20 protein-coding genes are annotated in these 26,296 nt (G+C 72.1%); 13 read left to right on the forward strand and 7 right to left on the reverse strand.

Annotated features, from left to right (window positions below):
* Positions 1-98: 98 nt before the first annotated feature.
* Positions 99-986: a MerR family transcriptional regulator gene (locus tag ABEA87_RS31350; RefSeq protein ID WP_345635753.1), complete on the reverse strand. Its 888-nt coding sequence runs from the start codon at positions 984-986 to the stop codon at positions 99-101.
* Positions 987-1,060: 74 nt separating this feature from the next.
* Between ABEA87_RS31350 and ABEA87_RS31355 the strand changes: the two genes are divergently transcribed.
* The 7 genes from ABEA87_RS31355 (at position 1,061) to ABEA87_RS31385 (ending at position 12,288) form a co-directional block, all read left to right on the forward strand.
* Positions 1,061-1,630 carry a DUF6194 family protein gene (locus tag ABEA87_RS31355; protein ID WP_345635755.1) on the forward strand — a complete coding sequence of 190 codons (570 nt, stop codon included), beginning with the start codon at positions 1,061-1,063 and terminating at the stop codon, positions 1,628-1,630.
* A 206-nt stretch (positions 1,631-1,836) separates the two neighbouring features.
* The gene (locus ABEA87_RS31360; protein WP_425570988.1) at positions 1,837-3,936 is read left to right on the forward strand and encodes a cellulose binding domain-containing protein; all 2,100 of its coding nucleotides are present in this window, start codon (positions 1,837-1,839) and stop codon (positions 3,934-3,936) included.
* A gap of 225 nt (positions 3,937-4,161) precedes the next feature.
* Positions 4,162-6,021: an adenylyl cyclase gene (locus tag ABEA87_RS31365; RefSeq protein WP_345635757.1), complete on the forward strand. Its 1,860-nt coding sequence runs from the start codon at positions 4,162-4,164 to the stop codon at positions 6,019-6,021.
* 295 nt (positions 6,022-6,316) lie between these two features.
* Entirely contained in the window at positions 6,317-7,738 is a 1,422-nt protein-coding gene (locus ABEA87_RS31370) for an MBOAT family O-acyltransferase (RefSeq protein WP_345635758.1), read from the forward strand.
* Positions 7,739-7,752: 14 nt separating this feature from the next.
* Positions 7,753-8,994, forward strand: a complete 1,242-nt coding sequence (locus ABEA87_RS31375) for an alginate O-acetyltransferase AlgX-related protein (RefSeq protein WP_345635760.1) — start codon at positions 7,753-7,755, stop codon at positions 8,992-8,994.
* A 389-nt stretch (positions 8,995-9,383) separates the two neighbouring features.
* Positions 9,384-11,354 (forward strand): hypothetical protein, encoded by a 1,971-nt coding sequence (locus ABEA87_RS31380; protein ID WP_345635762.1) that lies wholly within the window; start codon positions 9,384-9,386, stop codon positions 11,352-11,354.
* A gap of 73 nt (positions 11,355-11,427) precedes the next feature.
* Complete coding sequence (locus ABEA87_RS31385) at positions 11,428-12,288, forward strand: alpha/beta hydrolase (RefSeq protein WP_345635764.1); 861 nt, start codon at positions 11,428-11,430, stop codon at positions 12,286-12,288.
* A gap of 103 nt (positions 12,289-12,391) precedes the next feature.
* On the opposite strand, the gene ABEA87_RS31390 is transcribed toward ABEA87_RS31385, so the two are convergent.
* Positions 12,392-13,207, reverse strand: a complete 816-nt coding sequence (locus ABEA87_RS31390) for a class I SAM-dependent methyltransferase (protein ID WP_345635827.1) — start codon at positions 13,205-13,207, stop codon at positions 12,392-12,394.
* Positions 13,208-13,230: 23 nt separating this feature from the next.
* A complete protein-coding gene (locus ABEA87_RS31395) occupies positions 13,231-14,223 on the reverse strand; it encodes an ABC transporter substrate-binding protein (protein ID WP_345635766.1) in 993 nt (330 codons plus the stop codon).
* 392 nt (positions 14,224-14,615) lie between these two features.
* Here ABEA87_RS31395 and ABEA87_RS31400 point away from each other — a divergent pair, with 392 nt between their 5' ends.
* Together ABEA87_RS31400 and ABEA87_RS31405 are read left to right on the forward strand one after the other, a co-directional pair.
* The gene (locus ABEA87_RS31400) at positions 14,616-16,175 is read left to right on the forward strand and encodes a UbiD family decarboxylase (RefSeq protein WP_345635768.1); all 1,560 of its coding nucleotides are present in this window, start codon (positions 14,616-14,618) and stop codon (positions 16,173-16,175) included.
* Positions 16,176-16,250: 75 nt separating this feature from the next.
* Positions 16,251-17,042, forward strand: a complete 792-nt coding sequence (locus ABEA87_RS31405) for an ABC transporter permease (RefSeq protein ID WP_345635770.1) — start codon at positions 16,251-16,253, stop codon at positions 17,040-17,042.
* A gap of 49 nt (positions 17,043-17,091) precedes the next feature.
* Here the strand turns inward: ABEA87_RS31405 and ABEA87_RS31410 are convergent, their stop codons facing one another.
* Together ABEA87_RS31410 and ABEA87_RS31415 are read right to left on the reverse strand one after the other, a co-directional pair.
* Positions 17,092-19,086: a S9 family peptidase gene (locus ABEA87_RS31410; RefSeq protein ID WP_345635772.1), complete on the reverse strand. Its 1,995-nt coding sequence runs from the start codon at positions 19,084-19,086 to the stop codon at positions 17,092-17,094.
* A gap of 11 nt (positions 19,087-19,097) precedes the next feature.
* A complete protein-coding gene (locus tag ABEA87_RS31415) occupies positions 19,098-19,934 on the reverse strand; it encodes a DUF1028 domain-containing protein (protein WP_345635774.1) in 837 nt (278 codons plus the stop codon).
* 158 nt (positions 19,935-20,092) lie between these two features.
* Here ABEA87_RS31415 and ABEA87_RS31420 point away from each other — a divergent pair, with 158 nt between their 5' ends.
* Positions 20,093-21,724, forward strand: a complete 1,632-nt coding sequence (locus ABEA87_RS31420; protein ID WP_345635775.1) for an alpha/beta hydrolase — start codon at positions 20,093-20,095, stop codon at positions 21,722-21,724.
* Between the two features lie 225 nt (positions 21,725-21,949).
* Positions 21,950-22,822: an LLM class F420-dependent oxidoreductase gene (locus ABEA87_RS31425; RefSeq protein ID WP_345635777.1), complete on the forward strand. Its 873-nt coding sequence runs from the start codon at positions 21,950-21,952 to the stop codon at positions 22,820-22,822.
* 92 nt (positions 22,823-22,914) lie between these two features.
* On the opposite strand, the gene ABEA87_RS31430 is transcribed toward ABEA87_RS31425, so the two are convergent.
* Positions 22,915-23,715 carry a putative protein N(5)-glutamine methyltransferase gene (locus tag ABEA87_RS31430; protein ID WP_345635778.1) on the reverse strand — a complete coding sequence of 267 codons (801 nt, stop codon included), beginning with the start codon at positions 23,713-23,715 and terminating at the stop codon, positions 22,915-22,917.
* 270 nt (positions 23,716-23,985) lie between these two features.
* Here ABEA87_RS31430 and ABEA87_RS31435 point away from each other — a divergent pair, with 270 nt between their 5' ends.
* Positions 23,986-24,732 (forward strand): sulfotransferase family protein, encoded by a 747-nt coding sequence (locus ABEA87_RS31435; RefSeq protein ID WP_345635780.1) that lies wholly within the window; start codon positions 23,986-23,988, stop codon positions 24,730-24,732.
* 82 nt (positions 24,733-24,814) lie between these two features.
* Here ABEA87_RS31435 and ABEA87_RS31440 read toward each other — a convergent pair whose 3' ends face one another.
* The gene (locus tag ABEA87_RS31440) at positions 24,815-25,225 is read right to left on the reverse strand and encodes a PPOX class F420-dependent oxidoreductase (RefSeq protein ID WP_345635781.1); all 411 of its coding nucleotides are present in this window, start codon (positions 25,223-25,225) and stop codon (positions 24,815-24,817) included.
* A 193-nt stretch (positions 25,226-25,418) separates the two neighbouring features.
* Here ABEA87_RS31440 and ABEA87_RS31445 point away from each other — a divergent pair, with 193 nt between their 5' ends.
* Positions 25,419-26,243 (forward strand): SAM-dependent methyltransferase, encoded by an 825-nt coding sequence (locus ABEA87_RS31445; RefSeq protein ID WP_345635783.1) that lies wholly within the window; start codon positions 25,419-25,421, stop codon positions 26,241-26,243.
* Positions 26,244-26,296: the final 53 nt, after the last annotated feature.

Consider the following 26,296-nt stretch of genomic DNA (forward strand, 5'->3'; position numbering starts at 1 on the left):
CGGTGATCGAACCGCTGGTACACGCCTGGGACCTGGCCGTGGCGACGGCGCAGCCGATCGACCTGCCCGACCAACTGGTCGGGCCGCTGCTCGCCGGCCTAACGCCGGTGGCCGGATCGCTGCCGGCCAGCGGCATGTTCGCCGATGGGGTGCGGCTGCCGGGGGACGCTCCGATCGCGGACCGGCTGATCGCTCTGGTCGGGCGCCGGCCGCGGCCCTGAGACGCCGCCGGCAGCGGCAGCGCCGCCGGCAGCGGCAGCGCCGCCGGCAGCGGCAGCGAGGCCGAGCGCGGCACGCAGCGCGACGGCGCCGTCGAGGAGTGCGGCGGAACGAGCCGCGATGCTGGCGTCCCTGGCGGCCAGCGCGGTGGCGACGTCGTCCCACCGCCCGGTGTGCCGCAGCAGCGGCATGAGGCCCCGCAGGGGCGCGACGCGGTAGCCGGCCATCCGCAACTGGTGGACGATCCGCGCGTCCCGCACCTGACTCGGTGTGTACCGCCGCGGGCCCCGCGCGCAGTCACGGTCGGGGACGACGAGTTCCTCCGCATCCCAGTGCCGCAGCGTCGAGGGGCGCACGCCCAGGGCGGCGGCCAGTTCGGAGACGCCCATCGAGTCCGCCGCGCGGACGTCCTCGATCGGCTCACCGGAGACCGCCCGGACCGCCTCCTGGGCCTGGCTCAGTTGCGTGCGCTCGGTGTGCAGTCGGGCGTGCGCCGCGTCGAGGAGAGCGAACACCCGCGCGGCGGGCGCCTCGTGCACGGCCCGGACGATCCGCTTCGCCTCGATCGGGCCGGTGCCCGACGCGAGGGCGCGGTAGGCCAGCGCGGACTGGACGTGCAGCTCTCCGTAGACCCGATAGCCGGCGGCCGTCCGCTCGGCCGGCGGCAGCACCCCGTCGCGTTCGAGGTTGCGCACCTGTTGGACGGAGTACCCGGCCCGCCGCGCGACGTCGATGGTGCGCAGACCCGCGGAGTTGAGACCCGACACCCGAAACCCCCCGGTTTTCCTCGCCCTCCGGCATCCAAAGCCTCCATAAGGACTTTAATGCCACGCTGGAGCGCATGACCATCGACGAGATCATCGGCTTCATCGACGGCCTCGGCGGCGTCCTGATTCTCAGGCCGGCACCGGGGGACGGCTCGCCCGAGATCAGCTGGGGCGACGCGTTCTTCTACTACGCGCCCGACGGCGTCGTCCCGACGAACACCCAACCCTTCGCGACGATCGTGACCAAGGACTACCCCGGCGACGACGCGTCCCGGCTGGACCGGCCCGGCGCCTTCCGGGTGAACCTGGCCGCCGGGAGGGAGGCGTTCGCGCGGTGGACCGGCCACGCGCCGCGCGAGTCCGCCGCCGGCGGCGTGGGCGCTCCCGGCGCGGGCCCCGGCACCGAGGCCGGCACCGACACCAGGGACGACCCCGCCTGCCTCGCAGCCCCGACCGAGTCCGGCGCCACCGGCGGCGGCGACGACACCGTGATCGCGCACCCGGTCTACGGCGCCCTCGGCTGGCTGGCCGTGGCCAACCCGGGATCGCGCACCGAGCGGGCGACCCGCGAACTGCTGCGCACGGCGTATCTCCTGGCACGCTTGCGCTACGAGCGGCGCGCCGAGCGGTCCGGGTCGAGCTGACCGGAGCGGCCCGTACCGTCCGGGCACGCCGGCGCGTACGATCTGGCCGGGGAGCCAGGCCATGCGCGCCGCCGCGGCGCGGCCTTCGGACTGGCCTCGGAAGCCCCGGTCCCCGGGAGCCGTTGCCCCGCCCTCTCCTCTCCGGCCGTCGTTGTCGATGCGGCATTCGCTGTGCGCCAATCCATTTTTCCCGATTGGAGCGTCCGATGAGGACACTTGCCCATCGCCGCGCCCGCCTGGTGGCGGCCGCACTGCTGACCGCCGGAGGGATGGCCGCCTTACCCGCCGCCATGTCGCCGGCCGCCGCGGCACCCGCCGCGCACGCGGCCACGGCACCCGCCCCGGTCACCGTCACCGTCAACCCGAAGGCCGCGCTGGCCACCGTGCCGAGCACCGGGCTCGGCGTCAACGACGCCGTCTGGGACAGCCAGCTGGGCACCACCGGCGTGTCAGACCTGCTCAAGACCGCCGGGGTGCAGATGATCCGGTACCCGGGCGGCTCGTACGGCGACATCTACCACTGGCAGGACAACACCGCGCCCGGCGGGTACGTGGCCCCGGACACCGACTTCGACACGTTCATGGGCTCCGTCCAGCGGGTCGGCGCGCAGCCGATCATCATCGCCAACTACGGCACCGGCAGCCCGACCGAGGCGGCCGACTGGGTGCGGTACGCCAACGTCACCAAGGAGTACGGCGCCAAGTACTGGGAGATCGGCAACGAGCTGTACGGCAACGGGTACTACGGCTCCGCCTGGGAGGCTGACAACCACGCGGACAAGAGCCCCGCCGGGTACGCGAACGAGGTGGTGGCGTACGCGGACGCGATGAAGGCGGTCGACCCGACCATCAAGGTGGGTGCCGTGCTCACCATGCCGGGCGGGTGGCCGGACAGCGTGGTCGCCGCCGGGGACTCCGCCGCCTGGAACCAGACGGTCCTGTCCATCGCCGGCTCGAAGATCGATTTCGTGATCCTGCACTGGTACCCCGGCGGCTCGGGCGCCGCCGACGCGCTGACCAAGCCGGTCCAGCTCGACGACGCCGTGTACCTGGTGCGGCAGCAGATCGCCCGGTACGCCGGCGCGAACGCGGCCAACCTCGGCATCGCGCTGACCGAAACCAACGTCGGGTACGGCCAGAACACCCAGCCGGGCGCCCTGTTCGCCGCGAACACCTACGCCGACCTGTGGGAGGACGGGGTGTTCACGGTCGACTGGTGGGACGTGCACAACGGCGCCGGCACGGTGTCCACGGTGGCTGGTCAGACCGATTACGGCGATTTCGGGCTGCTGTCCAGCGCCACCTGCGCGTCCGACGGTACGACCTGCGAGCCGCCGATGAACACGCCCTTCGCGCCGTACTACGCCCTGCGGGTGCTGAGCACCTTCGCGCACCCCGGCGACCAACTCGTCCGGGCCGCCACCGACCAGCCGCTGGTCGACGCGCACGCGGTGCGACGGGCCAACGGCGACCTCGCGGTGATGCTGGTGAACAAGGATCCGGACAACTCGTACCCGGTCGACCTCGGCTACGCCGGGTACACGCCGGCCGCGGGCGCGCCGACCGTCTACTCGTTCGCCAACGGCGGGAACGCGATCACGACCGCCCAGACCGGCAGCGCCACCGAGCAGACCCTGCCGCCGTACTCGCTGACCGTGCTCGTGCTGCACCCGTCCTCGGTGGCGCGTGGGGTGCCGGGGGCGCCCGGGGCACCCCGGGCCGGCGCGGTGACCGACCGGGACGCCACCATCACCTGGCCGGCGGCCACCGCCGGAAGCCACCCGATCGCCAAGTACGAGGTGTACTGGCAGAACGGGGCCACCAGCGAGGAGTTCGGGGAGACCCCGGGCACCTCGTTCACCGTGCACAACCTCATGCCCGGCACCCGGTACACCGTCAACGTGGTGACCCGGGACACCGCGGGCAACGTGTCGTGGTCCTCCCCGCCGCTGGAATTCACTACCGGCACCCCGGCCGCCAGCGCCTGCGCCGTGCATTTCGTCGACACCAGCGACTGGGCCAGCGGCTACGTGGCCAGCGTCGACGTCACCAACACCGGGCCCAGCCCGATCAGCGGCTGGACGCTGCGCTTCACCTGGCCAACCGAGTGGCAGAGCGTCAGCAGCGGCTGGAACGGCACCTGGACCCAGACCGGTACCACGGTCACGGTGACCAGCCTCGACACGGACGCGGCGCTGGCCGCGAACGGCGGCACCACCAACATCGGTTTCGTCAGCGCCTACAACGGGCCGGATGTGCCGCCGGCCGTGTTCACGCTCAACGGGACCGTCTGTACCAGCACCTGACCCTTTCCCGGTGGGTGCCGGCGCCCGGCTCGCGGGGCGGGCGGCGGCACCCTGGCCGGCCGGTCGGGTCGCCGCAATCTATCCGCCGGTGCTATGGCGCGGGCGTGCCGGACGGGGTAGAAACACATCGACCCCTTCCTTTACGGCTTGACCCAAGTCGGCACCTTGGAGAGAGCGCTCTCCGAGGTGCCGGGGGTCTCGCCGCCGTCCAGATAGGCAGGTCGCATGAGAACGCTTCACGACAAGGACGACGCCCCGGAGCAGGCGCCGGCCCGCGCCGGCATCACCCGGCGCGGCCTGATCGGGCTGGCCGCCTCGGCCGCGTCGGTCACCGCCGCCGGGCTGGTCGCCGCCCCCGGCGTGGCCAGCGCGGCGACCGGGCGGGGCCCGGACCGAGCCGGCCACGGTGGCGGCCACGGCGACCACCAGCCGGACTTCGGCCCCAACGTCTTCGTCTTCGACCCGTCCACGCCGGCCGACCAGATCCAGGCCAAGTTCGACGCGCTCTTCGCCCAGCAGGCGAGCAACGAGATGGGTACCGCCCGGTACGCGGTGCTGTTCAAGCCCGGCACGTACACGGTCAACGCCAACCTCGGCTACTACACCACGGTCGCCGGGCTCGGCCTGTCCCCGGACGACGTCGACATCCACGGCGCGGTGCGCGTCGTCGGCCAGCCCGACCCGACCTCGGCGGCCGGCATCTCCGCACTGATCAACTTCTGGCGCTCGGCGGAGAACCTGTCGGTCACCCCGGACGGCGGGCTCGACCAGTGGGCGGTGTCGCAGGCCGCGCCGCTGCGGCGGGTGCACATCCGCGGCATCCTCCTGCTCGAACCGGGCAACGGCGGCTTCTCCAGCGGCGGGTACATCGCCGACTCGAAGATCGACGGGCTGGTCATCAACGGCTCCCAGCAGCAGTGGCTGACCCGCGACAGCGAGTTCGGCGGCGGCTGGAGCAACGGCGTGTGGAACCAGGTGTTCTCCGGGGTGACCGGCGCGCCCGACCAGAGCTTCCCGAACCCCACCTACACCACGCTGCCCGAAAGCCCGGTGACCCGGGAGAAGCCGTTCCTGTACCTCGACGGCGCCGGGCGCTACCGGGTCTTCCTGCCGGCGCTGCGCCACGACAGCTCGGGCACCACCTGGTCGGCGGGCACCGCGAAGGGCTCGTCGCTGTCCATCGACGACTTCTACATCGCCAAGCCCGGCGACAGCGCGCTGCGCATCAACCTGGCCCTGGCCCTGGGCAAGCATCTGCTGCTCACCCCCGGGGTCTACCACCTCGACGCGCCGCTGTCCGTGAGCCACCCGAACACCGTGGTGCTGGGCCTGGGCATGCCCAGCCTCACCCCGGACCGGGGCACGGCCGTGCTGAAGGTCGCGGACGTCGACGGCGTGCGCATCGCCGGCGTGCTCGTCGACGCCGGGCCCCGGGTCTCGGACACCCTGGTCGAGATCGGCACCGAGCACGGCCACCGCGGCCACGCGCACAACCCGACGTCGTTGCAGGACGTGTTCTTCCGCATCGGCGGCCCGTGGCTGGGCCGGGCGGGGACCAGCCTGGTGATCAACAGCGACGACACGATCATCGACAACATCTGGGCCTGGCGCGCCGACCACGGCAACGGGGTCGGCTGGACCCAGAACACGTCGCAGACCGGCGTCGTCGTCAACGGCGACAACGTCACCGCGTACGGGCTGTTCGTCGAGCACCACCAGAAGTACCAGACCATCTGGAACGGTGAGCACGGACGCACCATCTTCTACCAGAGCGAGATGCCGTACGACCCGCCGAGCCAGCAGGCGTGGCGCAACGCGGCCGGCAACGGCTGGGCGTCGTACAAGGTGGCCGGCGCGGTGCGCACCCACGAGGCGTGGGGCCTGGGCGTCTACTGCTTCTTCAACCAGGGCGTCGACATCCGAGCCGACCGGGCCATCGAGGTGCCCGAGCGCTCCGGCGTCCGGTTCCACAGCCTGATCTCGGTGTTCCTCAGCGGCAGCGGCGGCATCGAGCGCACCATCAACGACGCGGGTACCGCGCTGATCGGCGCGTTCGGCACGAGCACGCTGGTCAGCTACCCGTAACGGCTGGTCTCGCGCCGGCCGGGCCCGATCGGGACCCGGGCCCGGCCGGCGCGTCCGCCCCTCGGGTCCGCTCGCCGCGGGTGTCGAACCCCGGCGCTCGGCGGACCGACCGGGGCCTCGCCGGCCTGAGCCGAACCGACGGCGAACAAATCGGCCGATCGGCGGAGCGGCGATTCGACGGGGTCGGTGGGCGCCGGGGCGGACGCCGGCGCGAACGCGAGCAGGGCACGCCGACGGTGCGCGCGCCCGCGTGACCCGCCCGTGTCTTCGCCGTGGCCTGGACCGTTGATTCGGTGTGTCGTTCGCCTCGCCGACCTTCCTCTGGTTCTTCCTGCCGGCGGTACTCGGCCTGTACTGGGTGCTACCCGGTGTCTGCCGCAACGCTCTGGTGGCGGGGGCGAGCCTGGTCTTCTACGTCTGGGGCGCCGGGGCGTTCGTCGCGCTGCTGGGCGCCTCGATTCTCGCCAACTACGCGGCGGGGCTGGCCCTGGAGCACGACCGGGTCCACGGGCGCTCCCGCCGCGGGCGGACCGTGCTGGTCGGCGCCGTGGTCGCGCAGCTGGCCCTGCTCGCGGTCTGGAAGTACGTCGCCTTCGCCAGCGGTCAGCTGCACGAGGTCTTCACGCGGGTACCGGTGCTGCGCATCGCGCTGCCCATCGGCATCTCGTTCTTCACCTTCCACGGGCTCAGCTACATCCTCGACGTGTACCGGGGCAGCCGCTCGCCGCAGCGCAGCCTGGTCCGGTTCACCATGTACATCGCGATGTTCCCCCAGCTCATCTCCGGCCCCATCGTGCGGTACCACGAGATCGCCGATCAGCTCGGGCAGACCTCGCACAACAAGCTGGAGGACCTGTCGGCCGGCTTCCCGCGCTTCGCGCTCGGGCTGGCGAAGAAGGTGGTCATCGCCGATTCCATCGCGCCCATCGCCGACGCCGTCTTCGGCGCCGACCCGGGCACGCTGGACTGGCGCACCGCGTGGATCGGCGCGCTGGCCTACACCGTGCAGATCTACTTCGACTTCTCCGGGTACTCCGACATGGCCATCGGGCTCGGGCGGATGTTCGGGCTCACCCTGCCGGAGAACTTCGACCGGCCGTACTCGTCGGTGTCCATAACGGACTTCTGGCGGCGGTGGCACATGTCGCTGTCCCGGTGGTTCCGTGACTACCTCTACATCCCGCTGGGCGGCAACCGCGGGTCGGCCGCGCGCACGTACCGCAACCTGGTCATCGTGTTCGTGGCGTGCGGCATCTGGCACGGCGCCAACTGGACCTTCCTGATCTGGGGCCTCTACCACGGCGCGCTGCTGGTGGTGGAGCGGGTTACCGGGCTGGCCCGGCTGGACCCCGACCGCTACCTGGTGCCCCGGCGCGCGGCCACGCTGGTGCTCGTCCTGGTCGGCTGGGTGTTCTTCCGGTCCGGCTCGCTGGCGCAGGCCGCCGGCATGCTGCACGTGATGTTCGTGCCCCGGCTCGCCGCGACCTCCACGCTGCTGACCGACGCCGGCATCGGCCACCAGGCGGCGGTGCTGCTGGGCGCCGGGCTGGTGGCCTTCCTGCTGCCCCGGCGCTTCGTGATGGGGCGGCTGCTCAGCACCGGTACCGGAACGACGGCGATGACCGCCCGGTACGCCTGCAGCCTGCTGGCCATCGGCTACGTGTCGGTGCTGGCGGCAGCCGGAACCTTTAGCCCCTTCCTCTACTACCAGTTCTGAGGGCCGATCAGCAGATGACGGTGTCGGAGAAGACCCACGAGTCCGAGCGGACGGCGAACCTCACGCCCGCCCGGCGCCGGACCGTTCGCCGGCACCGCCGGCCCCGGCGCACGCGCGTCAACACCGCGTTCGCCGCCGGCCTCGCGATGCTGTTCTTCTTCGGCCCCAATGCCGTCCGGCTGTTCGGCGCGCACGCCGCCCCGATCGAGAACCGGCCGCTGCGCCCGTTCCCCTCCCCTTCGGCGGGGTGGCGGTTCCTGCCCCGGCTCGACGACTGGGCCGTGGACCACCTGCCGCTGCGCGACGCGGCGGTGCGGGCCAACGGCTGGGTGTCGGAGCACGTGTTCCGGGAACTGTCCACCCGCGACGCCGGCTCCCAGGAGGTGCTCGCCGGGCGGGACGGGTGGCTGTTCTTCAAGGACGACATGCGGCTGCGGTGCTCCCCGGCCCAGCCGCTGGACGCGACGCTCGCCCAGCTGGACCGGCTGGCCGACCTGGTCACCGGGCTGGGCCACCAGTTCGTGGTGGTGGTACCTCCAGACAAGAGCGCCATCGAGGCCGGGATGCTGCCGGCGTCGTACCCGGGCCGGTCGTGCAGCGTGGCGGCCAACCACGCGTTCTGGAGCCGGATCAACGGCGCGCCGCCGGTCGGGTATGTCGACGCGTACGGGCCGATCGCGCAGGTGGCCCGGCAGCAGGGGCACGCCTACTACCCGACCGACACGCACTGGTCCCCCACCGCCGTCGCGGCCTACACCCGCGCCCTGGTCTCCCGCCTCGACCCGGGCCTGCTCGCGAGCACGAAGTTCACCACGAGCGGATCCCAGCTGAAGACCACCGACCTGACCAAAATGATCGGGATGCCGAAGACCGAGCGGGAGCCCGCGGTCCAGGTCCGCCGCGGCGGCGTTACGGTGCACCGGGTGAGCGAGACGATAGCCGGGTACCCGGCGGCGCACAGCACCGCCACCACCGCCGGCGCGCCGCTGTTCACCCCGAAGACCCTGATCCTGGGCGACTCATTCACCGAGCAGTCGATGGAAACGCTGGCGCCGTTCTTCGCCGACCTGACCTACGCGAACTGGAACCTGGCGGATACCGACCCGGGTACGGCCGCCCGGCTCATCCGCGACTCGCCGGTGGTGGTCGTCGAGGTGGTGCAGCGGGAATTCGAGGGCGGCGCCTCGCCCCTGCTGGTCGCGCCGATGCTGGACGCGGTGGCGGCCCAGCTCCCCACCCCGGCAGCGCACCCCTGACCGCCATGCGTCCGCCACGGCCCGAAACCCACCAACTCCCCGCCCCGTCGAGCGGCGGAGCCCGCGACGTCGCGTTCACCGGCGACGCCGCCGACCAGAAACCCCCGACCCACGAACCGTCGCCGCACCAACCCTCGCCGCACCAACCCTCGCCGCACCAACCCTCGCCGCACCAACCCTCGCCGCACCAACCCCCGACCCACCAAAGCCCGACCCACCATCCCTCGACCCACGACGTCATGGACGGCGGATCCACCGGCGAAACCTCGTCGGACCCCGCCCCACCCGCACCGGTGCCCCTCCCGGACGACCGCTCCGCCCGGATATCCGCACAGCCACGCCCGCCCGGCCCGCCCGGTCTCGCGCATCACCGTCGAGAGGCACCGCCCGTGACCACGATCCTGGACCGCGAGAAAACCCAGCGGATCCCCGTTTCCCGTTCACCCGGCTCGCGGCACCGACGCGCCGGCAGCCGCTTCCGGCCCGAGGTCCTGGCCGGGCTGATCGCGCTCGCCTGGGCGCTGCCCGCCGCCACCCACCTGGTGGGCGCCGACCTCCTGCTCCCGCCCGTCGTGCTGGTCGCCACCGCGAGCCTCCTGCGCGCCGGCCGCGGCCTGCTGGATCGCCTGATGCTGGCGCTGTTCCTGTTGTTCGGGGCCGCCTGCGCCGGCGGCCTGCTGCTGTCGGTCTGGCCGTGGGGCCTGGCCCCGGTACCGGTGGCCGGCTCGGCCCTGACCCTGCTCGCCGTCCTGGGCACGGTCACCCGCCGGCGCCCGCGGCTGCCGCGCCCGACGATCGCCGACGCCGCCAGCGTGGCCGCGGCCGGGGTCATCGCGCTCTACCTGGCAAGGCCCTACCTGCGGTCCGACCTGGCCGGGCGGATCGGGCTGGCGATGGCCGGTGAGGACCTGACCCGGCACGTGACGGTGTTCGACGGCATCCGCCAGGTGCACGGGTACCTGTTCCTGCACAGCGACGAGGCCCAGCGGTACGTGTACTCCGGGATGATCCGGTACCCGCAGGGCTTCCACTTCGTCAGCGCGCTGCTCGACGGGTTCCTGCCGCAGCACGACGCCTCCGCCGTCACCGCGTTCAACCACCTGATCGGGTTCCACGTCGCCGGTTACGGGCTGATGGCGCTGTCGATCCTGTGGGCGGCCCAGTGGGTCGGCGGTCGCCTGCTGTCGAGTTACTGGCGGTGGGTGCCGGTGGTCGTCGCGCTCTCCGCGCTGCTGATCAAGGGTGAGCTGACGGCCGACTTCGTCGACGGGTACCCCAGCGAGATCGCGGGTATGGCGCTGATGGCCGCGCTGATCGCGGTGCTGGCCCGGCCGGTCGCCGCCAGGCGCACCCAGCTGCTGATGGTGGGCAGCCTGCTGGTGGCGCTCGGGTTCACCTACTACCTGTTCCTGCCCGGCATGGGGCTGGCGGCCGTGGTGTGGCTGGTGATGCGCCGCCGCCGGCTGCCCCGGCTGGCGTTCACCGTACCGGTCGCCGTCGTCGCCGGCGGCCTGGCGCTGCTGCCGCTGGCCATGGGTGTGCTGGGCGGTGGGCAGACCGAGTCGCTCAAGGCGGCGGCGGGCGCCCACAACAGCCGGGCCGCGCTGATCGCGCTGACCCTGGCCGTGGCGGCCGGGGTGCTCGGCGCGGCCGGCCGGTGCCCGGCGGTGTGGCGGCTGTACCGCTGGGCGGCCCTGAGCCTGCTCGCCTTCGCGTTCCTGCTCGGCGCGTACCAGAAGCTGACCACCGGACACACCGGCTACTACTTCGAGAAGTCGCTGCATGGCGCGCAGGTGGTGTTGCTGATCGGGTTGGGGTCGCTGGCCACCCTGCTGCCCGTACCGGTGGCGCGGCGCGCCCGGTCGCGCATCGCGCTGGCCCTGCCCTCACTGCTGCTGGCCGCCTCGATCGGGGCCGGGCTGGGGCTGGTGCGCGGGGACTCGCCGTACCGGCCCATGATGAGCGGGCCGGAGGGCAACTGGGGCGCGGCATGGGAGTCCGGCAGGATGGCACCCAAGCACCTCGGAGCGCTGGCCACCCAGCTCATCGCCGCGTACCGCACCCACCCGGGCACGGTGACTCTGCTGCTGTCCGACGACGCGTACTCCAACTACTCGGTGTCCCTGTTCGCGGCGACGCTGGAACGCAACGCCGGTACCCCGATCTCCCGCGGCTTCTACATCGGCCGCCTCCCGGGCGCCTCCCCCGACGCCATCCGCGACATGATCCTGCGCATCGGCGTGCCCATCACAGCGGTGATCACCAGTACCCGGCTCCTCGGCGTGGTGAACCAACTGCGGCTCGACGACCCCGGGCAGCGGATCGACTCGATCGACCTGACGGGGTCGCCGGCACAATGACCGACGGGCTGCGCCGACGCCCAGGTGACGGGCACCGGACGTCGGACACGCCATCGCTGCGTATGATGCGCCGATGCATTCGGAGTACCCGCCGGAGTTGGCGGCCCTGACCCCGGCCCGGCCGGACGCGTACCGGAGCTTCCCGTACGGGCCGGGCGACGACCAGTTCGGCCAGCTGTGGCCCGCCGCCGGCGGCACGTCCCCGGCACCGGTCGTGGTCCTGGTGCACGGCGGTTACTGGCGCGCCCGGTACCGGCTGGACCTCATGCACGCCGCGGCCGCCGACCTGAGCGGCCGGGGGTACGCCGTGTGGAACATCGAGTACCGCCGGGTCGTAGCGCGGGCGGGCGCTCCGGACGCGACGCCGGTGGGCTCGCCGAGCGGCGGCTGGCCGGGAACGTTCGTGGACGTGGCGGCCGCGTTCGACGCGCTGGCCGACCTGGCCCCCGAGCACGCGCTGGACCTGGGCCGCGTGGCCGCCGTCGGGCACTCGGCCGGCGGGCACCTGGCCCTGTGGGCCTGCGGCCGGCACCGGCTCGCCGGGCAGCCGCCGTTCACGCCGCCCTGGGTCACGCCGCCCCGGGTCACGCCGCGGCTGGTCGTGTCGCTGGCCGGGGTCGCCGACCTGCGGATGGCCGCCGCGCTCGGGTTGAGCGACGGCGCCGTGCGCGGGCTGCTGGGTGGCGGCCCGGAGGAGGTGCCCGACCGGTACGACCTGGCCTGCCCGACCCGCCTGCTGCCCCTGGGCGTACCGCAGGTGGTCCTGCACGGCACCGAGGACGTCGACGTGCCGATGGACCTGAGCACCCACTACGCGAAGCTGGCCGGCGACGAGTGCGAGCTGGTCGTCCTGCCCGGCGTCAACCACCGGGCGCTCATCGATCCGGCGAACCCGGCCTGGGCGGACGTGACGCGGGCGCTGACCCGGCTCTAGGCCGCGTCGCGCCGCGCGACGGGTCGTCCCGCTCCCCGCCCGGATCCGATCCTCGGCTGCCGGCCGGTCGACGTGGATCGGGTCGACCGGCCGGCGTTCACCGTCAGCGCACCGGCTTGGTGCCGCTACTCGAATACAACAGGTGGCTGGCCAGCACGAGCGCCGGATCCCCCAGCATCGCGAACACACCGTCCAGTTCGGACTCGGACATCCCGGCCGCCAGCAGCAGCGGATAGGTCTGCCCGACGCTGGCCGCGACGAGTCGGCCCCCGACCTCGCCGCCAACCCAGGACTGTCCGGACACCGTCGTCCGCACCCCGGTCAAACCCTCGGCCATCATCCGGCTGTGTACCCGCCGGGCCCACGTGCGGTCGGTGCCTCCGCCCGCGAACACCTTGTTGCCCAGCAACTCCTGGAACCTGTCGTACAGCTGCTTGGTCTGCGGGTCGGGCGCGGCCAGCACCATGTCGGTGCGCGACGCGTCCCAGTCCTCGACCAGCAGGACGCCGCCCGGCTTGAGGACCTCGTCGGACACCAGCCAGCGCAGGACGTCTTCGCGCCGCGGCACGTGCTGGAGCATCAGCCGGGTGTGCACGAAGTCCACCGGCCCGTGCGGCAACGGCTCGAAGCGCGTGACGTCACGCTCCAGCGTGGTGAGCCGCTCGTGCGTGGGGATCCCGTCCGGATGGAGGTCGATGGCGGTGACCCGGCCCTGTGGCCCGACCTGGTCGGCCAGCCACACGGCGAAGCTGCCGTGGCCGGCACCCACCTCCAGACAGTTCATGCCGGTGAGGCTGCCGTCGAGCAACTCCAGCGTCCGGGTGCGGCTGCCGGGGTCGAGCAGGGCGGCCAGGGACTCGTGGTGCTGGTTGGCGTACTCGTGCCGGTTGTCCAGCACGTACCGCGACGGCTGCGTCATAGCCTGCACGCGGAACTCCTCTCTCAGGCGGCGTTCGGCTTCGGCACCAGATTGAAGGCGACCATCTCGTTGGGGTCGAACGTCTTGGTGAACAGCCCGGCACCCTGCAGGATGGCGATGCCCCGGGCCACCTTCGTTTGGTCCATCGTGCCGATCTGCGCACCGGAGCCGCAGTACGGCTTGAGCAGCTTCACCTCCGCCGACGCGGCGGCGACGGGCTGCGCCGGGTCGTACTTGTGCAGGATGTCGGCGGTGCCGTCCGGGTCGTCGAGCGAGGCGGCCAGGCTCTTGTTGTACGCCTTGTTGAACCGGCGCACCAGGTCGGGCTTGCCCTTCACGAGCTCGTTCGTGGCCACCAGCACGTTGCCGTACAGGTCACCGAGGTACTTGCTGTACGGCAGGGTGGTCACCGTGTCGTTGACGTTGGCCGTCTTGAGGCTGGCGTTGATGGCCGGCACACCCACCACGAACTGCCCGATGCCCTGCGTCTTCTTGCTGACCAGGAATCCGGGCAGCTGCGCCGGGGTCTGCGCCGACTGGAAGTGCACGTTGGCGATCTGCTCGTCGGTCAACCCGGCCAGCCGCGCGTACGCCGGGAACAGCGTCTTGGGCACCGCGCCGTTCTGCACGCCGACCGTCTTGTTCACCAGGTCGGCCGGGCCGGTGATGTGGCTGCTGCCCAGCGTCATGATGGCCACGGTCGTACGCTGGTTGATCGCGTCGACAATCTTGAATTTGGTGTCGGTGCCCTTGCCGTAGTCGACGATGGCGCCGGAGTAGTCGATGGCGGCGAACTGCGCCTTGCCGCTCTCAATCTCCTGCAGGTTCAGGGCACCGGCCTTGCCGGGCTCGATCGTCAGGTCGATGCCCTCGGCCTTGAAGTAGCCCTTGGCCTGGCCATACCAGGCGTAGGCCTCGCGGCCGTAGTCGCCGAGGCCGGTGATGTACGTGACCTTGTCGAGGGACTTCTTCCCGGGGGCGGCGGAGGTCTTCGACGAACTGCAGCCGGCTATCAACCCTAGAACCAGAAATCCTGTTGCGATTGCACGCAGACGTCTCACGACGAGTCGTCCCTTCAGCGGAGGGGTCTGGGGGCTTTACCGGGGCACAGTGTAGGTTGATCGCATTCCCCACTCAACATGATGGGTACCGGCCACTCTCCGCACATCCCATGCAGACTCGGCCGAATGGCCGATGACCAGGAAGGAAGCGCCTCCCACCCGCGCGGCGGGCGCGACTGTGCGCGACCAGCGCGTGCGGATACCGCGCACGTCGCCGTAGGGGATGGGGCCGCGTGCGCGGATATCGCGGCGGATGGCAGGATCCCTGAGCAATGCCCCGGCTCCACCCCCCGTCCGGTCCTTACTCGACACCGGGAGCGAAGTTGGACGTCATCTCCGATCCGCAAGTGCGTCAACCTCAGGGCCTTGACCTCGGCCAATTCCGATTGCGCGACTTCGTCGAGGGACTCGCCGGCTCCGATGAGCTACAGATTGTCGACGATCCCGTCGACCTGGCCGACGTCGCCGAGGTCTTCGAGGGCAACCCCCGCGCGGTGTGGCTGCGTCAGGTGGGTCCGGAGCGCGCGGAACTGGTCGGCGGCGTCGTGGGCAGCCGCGCCCGGCTGGCGCGCGCGTTCGGCGTCGCCCCGGGCGCCCTGCTGCCCGAGGTGCTGCGCCGGCTGCGTAACGCGCCGGAAATCGTTGAGGTGGGCCAGGATCAGGCGCCCGTCCAGCAGGTGGTGCTCACCGGCGCGGACGCGGACCTGACCGCGCTGCCCGTGCATCTGCAGCACGGGCTGGACGGCGCGCCGTACATCTCGGCGTCGGTGGACTACGTGCTGGATCCGAAGACCGGCTGGACCAACGTGGGCATGCGCCGGCTCATGCTGCGCGCCCCGCACACCACCGGCATCGACCTGGTCTCCCCCAGCGACCTGCGGGCCATCTACGAGGCCGCCGCGGGGAACGGACGACCGCTCCCGATCAGCTTCGTGGTCGGCTCGCACCCCATCGACCAGGTGGCGGCGACCATGCGCCTGCCGGTCAACGAACTCGGCCTGGTGGCCTCGCTGCGCGATGCCGCGCTGCCGGTGGTTCGGTGTGTCACCAACGACATCCGGGTGCCGGCCGACGCGGAGTGGGTGCTGGAGGGATACCTCGACGAACGTGGCCACGCCGAGTCGGAGGGCCCGTACGGCGAATTCCTCGGGTACTACGGCGCGGTCAAGCGCAACCCGGTCTTCCACCTGACCGCCGTCACCCGCCGCCACGACGCGCTGTTCCAGACCGCGACGATCGGCGGGCGGCACATGCGGCACACCGACACGGCCGTGCTGTCCGGGCTGCGCACCGAGGTGATGGTGTGGCGCGCGCTGGAGACCGCGGTGCGCGAACCACTCGCGGTGTGCGCCACGCCCGCGAGCGGCGGCATGTTCAACGTGCGCATCGCGCTGCGCCAGCGGGTGCCGGGTGAGGCGCGCAACGCGATCCTGGCGGCGTTCGGCTGCCTGGCCAACGTGAAGAACGTGTTCGTGGTGGATCCCGACATCGACGTGTTCTCCGGCGAACAGCTGGACTGGGCGCTGGCCACCCGGTTTCAGGCCGACCGCGACCTCATCGTCGACTCCGGACTGCGCGCCCTGCCGCTGGACCCGTCGCTGGCCGCCGGTTCCCGGGCCGGCGCCAAGGCCGGCTTCGACCTGACCTGGCCGTTCGGTTCGGGTGAACGCATCGAGACGATGGTGCCGGAGCCGCCCCGGTACGCCGGGCCGCGCCGCGAATCGGTGCGCGCGGCGCTCGCCGACGGCCCCAAGTACTTCGCCGAACTCATGGCGGCGCTGGGCAGCCGGGACGGCCGCGAGGTCGTCCGCGAACTGGACGCGCTGCGCGCGGTGCCGGGACTGGCCCGCGATGCCATGGGCCGGTACTCGATCGCGGGCCCCACGCCGCTCCCCGGTCCGCAGTAGCCTGTGGCCGCACACAGGGGAAGCGGTCGTCGGCTTCCGTCATCGCAAACACCGTCGTCGCAACGGGAGATGCCCATGCTCATGAAGAGCAAGAGCGTGCCGCGGGAGCCCGGGCTCCTCTACAAGGTGGGATTGCCGGTCCTCGGCCCGGTCGCCTTCGTCGGGCTGTGGTGGCTGCTCATCGTGGTCTTCCACATCCGCGCGTTCTTCCTGCCCGCACCGCCCGACATCGTGACCGCGCTCGTGCACAACACGTCGATTCTCATGTCGGCGGCCTGGGTGACGCTGCGGGAGACGCTCATCGGCTTCGCCATTGCGGCGATCGGCGGGCTGCTGGTGGCGCTGGCCCTGACCACCTCACGGTCGGTGCGGCGGGCGGCGATGCCGGTGCTGGTCACCATCAACGCGGTGCCGAAGCTGGCGGTCGCGCCGCTGCTGGTCATCTGGTTGGGATTCAACCAGACGCCGAAGATCGTGATGGCCGCCCTGCTGTGCTTCTTCCCGGTCATCCTCGCCTCGATGACCGGTCTCATCTCGACCCCACCGGACTTCGAAGAGCTGGCCCGTTCGCTGTCCGCGTCCCGGTGGAAGACCTTCACCAAGGTCCGGCTGCCCGGCGCCCTGCCGCAGGTGTTCGTCGGGCTGAAGGTCGCGGCCCCGCTGGCGGTGGTCGGTGCCGTGGTGTCCGAGATTTCCAACGCCACCCAGGGTCTGGGCTACGTCCTGGCCGCGGAGGCGGCGCAGTCGGAGACGGCCATCGCGTTCGCCGCGGTCGCGCTGCTGACCATCGAGAGCATCGGCCTGTACTACGTCCTCGTGGGCCTGGAGCGGCTGTTGATGCCGTGGGCCCGGGAGGCGCTCGCCTGAGGGTCCTCGCGCGGCGGCCGATCCGCCGGCCGCCGCGCGAGGACCTCCGCTACCCGCGCACGGGCAGGTCGACGAAGTCGAGCACGGTCTGGTACCAGGTCTGCGCGTTGCCCGGCGACAGGATCCAGTGGTTCTCGTCGGTGAACTGCAGGAACCGGTGCGGCAGCGCGTCGGGTTCGCCGTCGAACCGGCTGGCCAGGTCCCACCACAGCCGCAGCGCCTCGCTGATCGGCACCCGGTAGTCGCGGTTGCCGTGAATCACCAGCATCGGGGTGCTGATGCGCTCGACGAAGTTGTGCGGCGAGTTCTCCGCGTACCAGTCGGGGTGATCGGCCGGCGTGCCGAACAGGCCGCTCTTCCACTCCGCCGCGTCGGTGGTGGTGTGCTGCTGATCCAGCGCCCACAGGCCGGCGTGCGTGACGATGGCGCCGAACCGGTCGGTGTGCCCGGCGACCCAGTTCGTCATGTAGCCGCCGAACGAGCCGCCGAGGCAGGCGGTGCGGTCGGCGTCCAGCTCAGGGCGGGTCAACACGTCGTCCAGCAGCGACTCGATGTCGGACCACACCAGTGCCGCGCGGTGCGGCCAGGCGCGAGCGATCCAGCCGGGGCCGTACCCGGTGGACAGCGCGGGGTCGGGCATCAGTACGGCGTACCCGCGGGCCACCGCCACCCACGGGCACCAGCGCCAGCTCCAGGCGTTCGTCGAACCGAACGGACCGCCGTGGATCCACACCTGCACCGGCGCCGGATCCGCCGCCGAGGCACCGTGCGGCACGGCGAGCCAGCCGCGCACCTGCTGGCCGTCGGGTGCGGTGACCCACACGTCGGTCAGTGTGCCCGGCAGCGCCGGCGCCGGGTCGGGCGCGGGCAGCTCGACGAGCGTCCCGTCGCCGCTCAGCCGCACCGGGTGCGGCGGACGGCCCACGGTGCTGCGCAGCGCGTACACGCTCTGGCCGGTGTGGTCGACGCAGAGGCTGGAGTAGGAGGCGTCGTCGGCCAGCGTGCGTACCGCCCAGGTACCCGCCGTCACGGCGAGCACGGCGCCCCGGCCGTGCAGGTCACCCGAGACGATCAGGGTCGCGCCATCGCCCGACCAGGCCAGCTCGGTCGGGTAGACGTCGCCGAGAGGCACCTCGATCGCGGCGGCGCCGGGGCCGGCGTCGGTGGCCAGCACCACCAGCGCGTACGTCATCGGGGTGTCGTATTCGCCGTGGTCCTCGCGGATGGCCGCGACCTGCATGCCGTCGGGTGACAGGGCCGGCGCCGAGTACCCGTACCCGTCCTCGGCGGTCAGCGCCCGCAGCGTCCCGGACTTCACCTCCAGCAGAGCCACGCCGCGCCCGAGCCGGCCGTCCCGCTGCCGCGACCGCGTGCGCAGGGCGGCCACGGACCCGTCCGCGCTCACCGACACCGTGGTGTCCACCAGTTCCTGGCGGCAGCCCGTGGTCAGGTCGCGCGGCTCGTCGCCCTCGATCGCGAACAGCCGCGGCCACACGTCGCCCAGTTCGTGGTCCCACAGCCGGATCGGGAACCCGTCGTGCAGGATGTGGGACAGCCGCCGGTCGGCCCGGTCCCGGCGGGCCCGGCGGTCGGCGTCCGCGTTCGGCGAGCCGGGCAGGCGGGCGCCGCGCACCAGCACGGTGCCGGAGTCCCGGGCGACCAGCGGCGCGGACACCCCGCCGGGAGTGCCGGCCACGACTCTGGCCTCACCGAACGCGGGCAGCTCCCACAGCACCGGCTCGTCGTCCTCGCCGTCGCCATCGCCGGCTGGCCGCCCCGCGCCGCGGTCGGGGCGCGCGGAGACGAACAGCAGCGCGCCGTCGGGCCGGAACGCGGGCTGGCTCTCGCCCTTGTCCGACCACGTCAGCCTGGCCGGCTCGCGGTCCCCCTCGGGATCGATGGACCACAACGCCGAGGTGTACCGGCCGCCCTTGGCGTCCGGCTCCTGGCGCACCGCCACCAGGTGCGATCCGTCGGGGCTGAGGACCAGACCGGTCAGCCGGCCGAGGGCAGTGAACTGTGCGGGGTGGAATACGTCTGTCACGTGGACCAAAGCTACTCGTGCCGCTGATCGCGGAGCTGGGCCAGCACAAGCGGATCGATTTTGCCCGATACCAGGCGTTCCTCCAGGTTCTCGATGCCCGCCCACCCGGCCAGCGCCTCGTCCAGGTCGGCGTGCGCGTGGCCCAGCTCGGCCAGCCGACCGGTCACCTCGTCGGCCAGCGCCCCGGACAGGTCCAGCAGCGTGTCCGGGTCGGGCCGGCCGAAGTAGAGGCGGTGCAGGTCGAACAGCCGGGACAGCTCGGCGATCGGGTCGGCGTGGTCGTCGACGCGCAGGTCGACCTCGACGTCGCCGGTGCCGCCGTACCCGTGGCCCCGCCGCACCACCAGCAGCGCCGCGCTCTGCCGGCCACGCCGGTCGCCGCCCGCCGCGTCGCCCGCCGACAGCGCGCCGAGCAGCCGCTCGGCCAGCGCCGCGCCCGGATCCCCCGCCAGCCAGGTCTGTTCCATCCGCTCGACCACCCGCGATCCGGCCAGGATGTTGCCCTGGATCGCGTACCCGTCCCCGGCGCGCCCGCCCGCCCAGTCCATGCACTGCGAGCCGGTGTAGGTGGCGCCCGAGCCGCTGGCACCCACCACGCCGAGCTGCCGCTCGTCCCGGCCCGGGTCGGCGGCGGTCAGGCCGGCCACCACACCGGCCGCGTCCACCCCGGTGCGCAGCAGCGCCATTCCCTGCGGGCGGTACGCGAAGTTGCCGTACGCCTGGGTCGCCAGTGCGCCGATGTCCGCCTCGGCGGTCGGTACCACGCTGCCGACGGCCAGGAACTTGCTGGCCACGGCGACTCCGTAGGACCGCCCGTCGGCCGAGCGCGCCACGATCGAAAACGTCATGCGCAGCAGGGTACGACGGCCGAGGGCACTACCCACCCTCCCATGATCTGGCAGGAACCCTCGACCTTGTGCCCGTTCCCCGCGACGGGCCGACCGGCAAACATCAGAGATGTCAATGTGTACGGACTCCCATCGGTATCGCTCGAAGTGGAGGTCATGTGAAGGCAAAACTGATCGTCGTGGCCGGTACCATCACGGCCACACTCCTCGCGATGGCACCGGCCGCGTGGGCCGGGCCCGACAAGTCGGCCGGGCACGCACCCACCACGGCGCCGGCCGCGTCCATCACCTGGGGCACCTGCGCGAGCGCCAGCCTGAAGGCCGCCGGCGCCCAGTGCGGGTACCTGGCGGTGCCGCTGGACTACCGCCACCCGAACGGCACGAAGATCCAACTGGCCGTCTCGCGCATCCCGCACAAGACGCCGGACTCCAAGTACCAGGGCGTCATGCTGGTCAACCCGGGCGGCCCCGGAGGGTCCGGGCTCGGCCTGTCCCGGCTGGGCCAGTCGGTGCCCAACCACGCCGGCGACGCGTACGACTGGATCGGCTTCGACCCGCGCGGGGTCGGCTCCAGCGTGCCGGCGGTGTCCTGCGACCCCGACTACTTCGGCCCCACCCGGCCGGAGTACATCCCGACCACCAACAGCCTGGAGAAGACCTGGCTGGCCAGCTCCAAGGCCTACGCCACGGCGTGCGGAAAGAACGCGGGCGCGCTGCTGCAACACATGACCACCGTCGACTCGGCGAAGGACATGGACAGCATCCGGGCGGCGCTCGGGCAGCGTCAGATCAACTACTACGGCTTCTCCTACGGCACCTACCTGGGGCAGGTCTACTCGACCCTGTTCCCGCAACGGGTGCGCCGGATGGTCCTGGACTCCAACGTCGACCCGCGTGACGTGTGGTACGAGGCCAACCTGAACCAGGACGTGGCGTTCCAGAAGACCGTTGAGATCTGGTTCGGCTGGCTGGCCAAGTACGACAGCGTGTACCACCTCGGCAAGACCGAGTCCGCGGTGGAGAAGCTCTGGTACAAGGAGAAGGACCAGCTGCGGACGCATCCGGCCGGCGGCGTCGTCGGACCGGACGAGTGGACCGACATCTTCCTGCTCGCGGGCTACTACCAGAGCACCTGGCTGGACCTGGCCGACGCGTTCGCCGGCTGGGTTCACGACGGCGACGCGGCCACCGTGGTCAGCTGGTACGAGGACGCGGACGGCCCGGGCGACGACAACTCCTACGCCGTCTACAACGCGGTGCAGTGCACGGACGTGCAGTGGCCGCGCAGCTGGAACCAGTGGCGCCGGGACAACTGGGCGACCTACCAGAAGGCGCCGTTCGAGACCTGGGGCAACGCCTGGTTCAACGCGCCGTGCCTGTACTGGCCGGCCAAGGCGAGCACCCCGGTGAAGGTGGACGGCAGGAAGGTGGCCAGCGCCCTGCTCATCGACGAGACGCTGGATGCGGCGACGCCGTACGAGGGCAGCCTCGAGGTGCGCCGGCTCTTCCCGAACTCCAGCCTGATCGCGGAGCCGGGTGGCACCAGCCACGCGAACACGCTGGACGGCGACGCCTGCGTGGACAACCAGATAGCGGCCTACCTGGCCAACGGCACCCGGCCGGCCCGCCGTCACGGCGACGGGGCGGACACGCTGTGTGCGCCGCTGCCCCAGCCGGTACCCACCGGCGCGGCGGCGTCCTCGGCGGCGCGGGCGGCCGCGCCGGCGGCGGCCAGAGCGGAGTCGGGCGCCTCGTTGATGCATCAGGCGATCCCCGCACCGCTGCGCTAGGCACGACCCGCCGGGCCCCGGCCGCGCCCCGAAACTCGGGCGCGGTCGGGGCCCGGTCGCGCCGCACGTGGAGAATTTGCCAGCCCCACAGGGCTTCGGTAACCTCGGCCTAAACGGAGGCTTCTCCGTTACAGTACGGTCCGCGGACCGGCTCGTCATGGTGCGCACGGGGGCCACGGCCGGCATCGTGTCCGCGTCACCCGAGCGTCGAAGGGTTCATCCACCATGAAACTCGGCCTGCACGTCTCCGACTTCACCTGGCCCGGCGGCCCCCCGGCGCTCGCGCCGACGCTGGTGCGCATCGCCCGCGACGCCGAGGACGCCGGCTTCGGTCGACTCAGCGTCATGGATCACTTCTGGCAGATCGAGCACATCGGCCCGCCGGAGCACGAGATGCTCGAGGCCTACACCACCCTCGGCTTCCTCGCCGCGCACACCCGCACCCTCACGCTGCACACCCTCGTCACCGGCGTCACCTACCGCCAGCCCGGCCTGCTCGCCAAGGCGGTCAGCACCCTCGACGTACTCTCCGGCGGACGGGCTATGCTCGGCATCGGCGCCGCCTGGAACGGCGATGAGTCCGCCGGCCTGGGCTTCGCCTTCCCGCCGACCGCGGAGCGGTTCGAGCGACTCGAGGAGACCCTGCAGATCATCCTGCAGATGTGGAGCGACGACGAGGGCCTTTACCAGGGCAAGCACTACCAGCTCGGCCGCACCCTCAACTCGCCGCAGCCGTTGAGCTCGCCGCGGCCGAAGATCCTGATCGGCGGCACCGGCGAGCGGAAGACCCTGCGCCTGGTCGCCCAGTACGCGGACTCCTGCAACCTGTTCAGCAGCACCGACCTGGCGCACAAGCTGGACGTGCTGCGCGAGCACTGCGCCAACCTCGGCCGCGACTACGACACCATCGAGAAGACCGTGATGGTCCCGTTCGAACTGGGTAAGAAGGGCGAGGGAGCGGACAAGCTGCTCGCCCAGCTGCGCGAGGTACACGAACTGGGCTTCACGGTGGCCACCGGCTCGCTGCGCGGCCCGGACGGCCCAGAACTCGTCGCGGCCTACGGCGAGCACATCATCCCGGAGATCGCCAACTGGTAGCCACCACGGGCAACCCCCGGCCCTGCCACGGGCACGCACCGGCCCCGGCGGGCGAGCAGCGCCTCACCGCCGGGGCCGGCGTGGTACCGGCACTAGCTAGGCTGGCGGCGGCCGATGACCACCCACGCGTAGAGCTCCTCGTCGCCGGTGCTCGCCGCGGCCAGCCCCGCCGCCGTGAGCGCGACGACCGCCGCCTCGGCCTGGTCCTCGCCGATCTCCAGCAGCAGATGCCCGCCCGGGGCCAGCCACTCGCCGGCCGGGGCGGCCACCCGGCGCAACACGTCGAGGCCGTCGGGCCCACCGTCCAGGGTCACCCGCGGCTCGTGCTCCTGCGCCTCCCGGGGCATCAGCGCGACCGCGCCGGTGGGTACGTAGGGCACGTTGGCCACCAGCACGTCGATCCGGCCACGCAGCTCGCCCGGGAGCGGATCGTACAGATCGCCCGCGTAGACCCGGCCGCCGAGCGGGGCAAGGTTGCGCCGCGCGCACCGCACGGCGGCCGGCTCGATGTCCACGGCGTGCAGCGTCAGGCCCTCGACGAGCGTGGCGAGGGCCACCCCCACCGCGCCGGACCCGCAGGCCAGATCCACCACGGTGGCCCCGGGCGGGGCGAGGGCCGCGGCCCGGCGCACCAGCAACTCCGTGCGCCTGCGCGGCACGAAGACCCCCGGGTCGACCGCGACGCGCAGGCCACAGAATTCGGCCCAGCCCACGAGGTGCTCCAGCGGCAGGCCCGCGACCCGACTGGCGACCAGTTCCGCCAGCGCGGCCGGCGTCTGGGCGGCCTCGATGAGCAGCCCCGCCTCGTCCTCGGCGAAGACGCAGCCGGCGGCGCGCAGCCGCGCGACGATGGCGGCCCGGCCGGAGGCCGGGATGGATTCCGATAGCGACATGGATAACCCTTCGAAACGCCGGTGGGCGCTTGCGCGGTTACCGTCGCCCGATCGGGATCGAGCGTCGCCGAGGCGCGCGGTGGAAGCGCCCGTCGTCACTGACGAGAATCGGTCCCACCTCCTCGAAATGGCAGCTGCTCGGTAGCCAAACGCTACCCCACGCCCGCCGCCCGACGCCCGCCGCCCGCGTCGGGCCGACCCGGATCCGTTCGCCCGGGCCGTTGCCGCCGGGCCGCCCGGCATTTCCCCATCGGTCATTATGGATGTATCGTGATCCACGCGGTTACGCTTCCGCGAGGGGTGAAGACGGTGCGGGTGATCGGCGTCGGGTTCGCGCGGACGGGTACCACGTCGCTCAAGTCGGCGCTGGAGACACTGGGCATGGGGCCGTGCTACCACATGTCGGAGGTCATCGCCGACGGCGCCCGGGTGCGGCAGTGGCTCGCCCTCGCACAGGGCGCGCCGCCGCGGTGGGATCAGATCTTCGACGGGTACGGCAGCGCCGTGGACTGGCCGGTCGCCGCGTACTGGCGCGCGCTGTCCGAGGCGTACCCGCAGGCCAGGCTCGTGCTCACCGTTCGGGACCCCGAACGGTGGTACGACAGCGTCCGCCAAACGATCTTCAAGCAGATCATCGAGCCACCCCGCGGCCCGGCCGCGCTGGCGTTCCGGCTGGCCAGGGCGGCCAGCCCGGATCTGCGCGCCTTCTTCGCCATGGTCCAGGCCACCATGCTGCAACCGATCTTCAGCGGCCGGATCGCCGACCGCGAGCACGCGATCGCCGTGTTCGAGCGGCACATCGCCGAGGTGCGGGCGGCCATTCCCGAGAATCGGCTGCTGATCTACCGGGTCTCGGAGGGCTGGGGACCGCTGTGCGGGTTCCTCGACGTCCCGGTGCCCGAGCGTCCCTTCCCGCACGACAACGACGCCGGGTCCTTCAACCGCGATCACGCGCGCAACCTGGCCCGGCTCACCCCGCTGCGTCCGCTTGTCCCGCAGCACGCGCCGGGAAGGTGACCCGCCCGCACCCGCTCGGCCGCCCGGCCGCCCGTCGGGCGTGGCTGAGCCGCCGGGCGGGCGGTCCACCCGTGCCCGAAACCTACCTGGTCGTGCTGATCCGGTCGGCCTCGATCGTGATCTTCAGGCGCTTCTGGTCGCGGCCCCCGTACCAGGGGTAGGGCCCTCCCAGGTAGCGCTGGGCGAGCGCCTCGATGTGCTCCCGAGCCCCGTCCGCGGTCACATCGATGACCCGACCACGCACCCAGTAGTACCGGCTGGGGTTGTCCGGGTCGGACACGGTCAGCGCCACGCGCGGGTCCCGCTCGACGTTCTTGATCTTCTGAAAGCCCTCGACGCTGTTGACCACGATGTGCTTGCCGTCGGTGTCCACCCAGGTCTGGGTGAGTTGCGGCGCGCCGTCGGCCATCAGGGTGGCGAAGTGGCATGGGCTCGGCCGGCGCAGCAGGTCGAGCAGGCCCTCGGGTAGGTCCACGATGCGGTCTCCTGTCACCCGGGTCTCCCGTCCGCACGGGTCGCCCGGATCCGTTGTTGATCGTGCGCACCCATGCTAGTGCGGTGCGGCGCGGGCCGCCCGCGCCCGGTACGCTCCCCGCCCGGCACCGCCAGTGCGCCGGAATGCCCGAATCATTTACGCTCATCGTCGCAGTCGGCTTCGGCGCGCGGCGACAACGGAGGGATCCACTGTGGTCAGCGACATCCCAGCACCGCCCGGCGTGGATCCCACCCGGCCCAGCATCGCCAGGGTGTACGACTACATGCTCGGCGGCAAGGACAACTTCGCCGTCGACCGGCAGGCCGGCGACGCGGCGGCGCGCATCACCCCCGATGGACCGCAGGCCGCCCGGGCCAACCGGGCGTTCCTGGGCCGGGTCGTGCGGCACCTGGCGGGCGAGGGCATCCGGCAGTTCCTGGACATCGGATCCGGCCTGCCCACCCAGGGCAACGTGCACGAGATAGCCCACCAGATCGATCCGAACATCCACGTCGTGTACGTCGACATCGACCCGATGGTGCTGGCGCACGGGCGCGCGCTGCTCAGCGACAACCGCACGACCACCGTCGTGAACGCCGACCTGCACCAGCCGACGGAGATCCTCGATCACCCCGGCGTGCGCGGCCTCATCGACTTCACCCGGCCGGTCGGGCTTCTGCTGATGGGCATCCTGCACCACTTCGGCGACGACGAGGACCCGGCCGGGGTCGCCGCGACGCTCTACGATGCACTGCCCTCCGGCAGCTACGTCGCCATCTCGCACTTCCACGACCCGGGTGAGGCCCACCCGGACGCCTCGCGGAAGGCGCTGGAGGTGGAGCGGATCTTCAACCAGACCCTGGGCACCGGACGGTGGCGCACCCACGACGAGATCATGGCGTACCTGGCCGGCCTGGAGCTCATCGAGCCCGGCCTGGTACCGCTGCCGGAGTGGCGACCGGAGCCGGGTACCAAACCCAGCACCCAGACCGACACGTACCACACGTTTGTCGGGGGCGTGGCCCGCAAGGCCTGACCCCGGTGCCGGGGCTGGCCGGGGGGGGGGGGGGGGGATCGATCGCGGGCCGC

Source organism: Rugosimonospora acidiphila (genome assembly GCF_039543385.1).
GTDB classification, from domain to species: Bacteria; Actinomycetota; Actinomycetes; order Mycobacteriales; family Micromonosporaceae; genus Rugosimonospora; species Rugosimonospora acidiphila.

Coding starts and splice junctions, on each gene's coding strand:
- ABEA87_RS31355 (WP_345635755.1), top strand. CDS start 1,061: ATGACCATCGACGAGATCATCGGCTTCATCGACGGCCTCGGCGGCGTC.
- ABEA87_RS31360 (WP_425570988.1), top strand. CDS start 1,837: ATGAGGACACTTGCCCATCGCCGCGCCCGCCTGGTGGCGGCCGCACTG.
- ABEA87_RS31365 (WP_345635757.1), top strand. CDS start 4,162: ATGAGAACGCTTCACGACAAGGACGACGCCCCGGAGCAGGCGCCGGCC.
- ABEA87_RS31375 (WP_345635760.1), top strand. CDS start 7,753: ATGACGGTGTCGGAGAAGACCCACGAGTCCGAGCGGACGGCGAACCTC.
- ABEA87_RS31385 (WP_345635764.1), top strand. CDS start 11,428: ATGCATTCGGAGTACCCGCCGGAGTTGGCGGCCCTGACCCCGGCCCGG.
- ABEA87_RS31390 (WP_345635827.1), bottom strand. CDS start 13,207: ATGACGCAGCCGTCGCGGTACGTGCTGGACAACCGGCACGAGTACGCC.
- ABEA87_RS31405 (WP_345635770.1), top strand. CDS start 16,251: ATGCTCATGAAGAGCAAGAGCGTGCCGCGGGAGCCCGGGCTCCTCTAC.
- ABEA87_RS31415 (WP_345635774.1), bottom strand. CDS start 19,934: ATGACGTTTTCGATCGTGGCGCGCTCGGCCGACGGGCGGTCCTACGGA.
- ABEA87_RS31425 (WP_345635777.1), top strand. CDS start 21,950: ATGAAACTCGGCCTGCACGTCTCCGACTTCACCTGGCCCGGCGGCCCC.
- ABEA87_RS31430 (WP_345635778.1), bottom strand. CDS start 23,715: ATGTCGCTATCGGAATCCATCCCGGCCTCCGGCCGGGCCGCCATCGTC.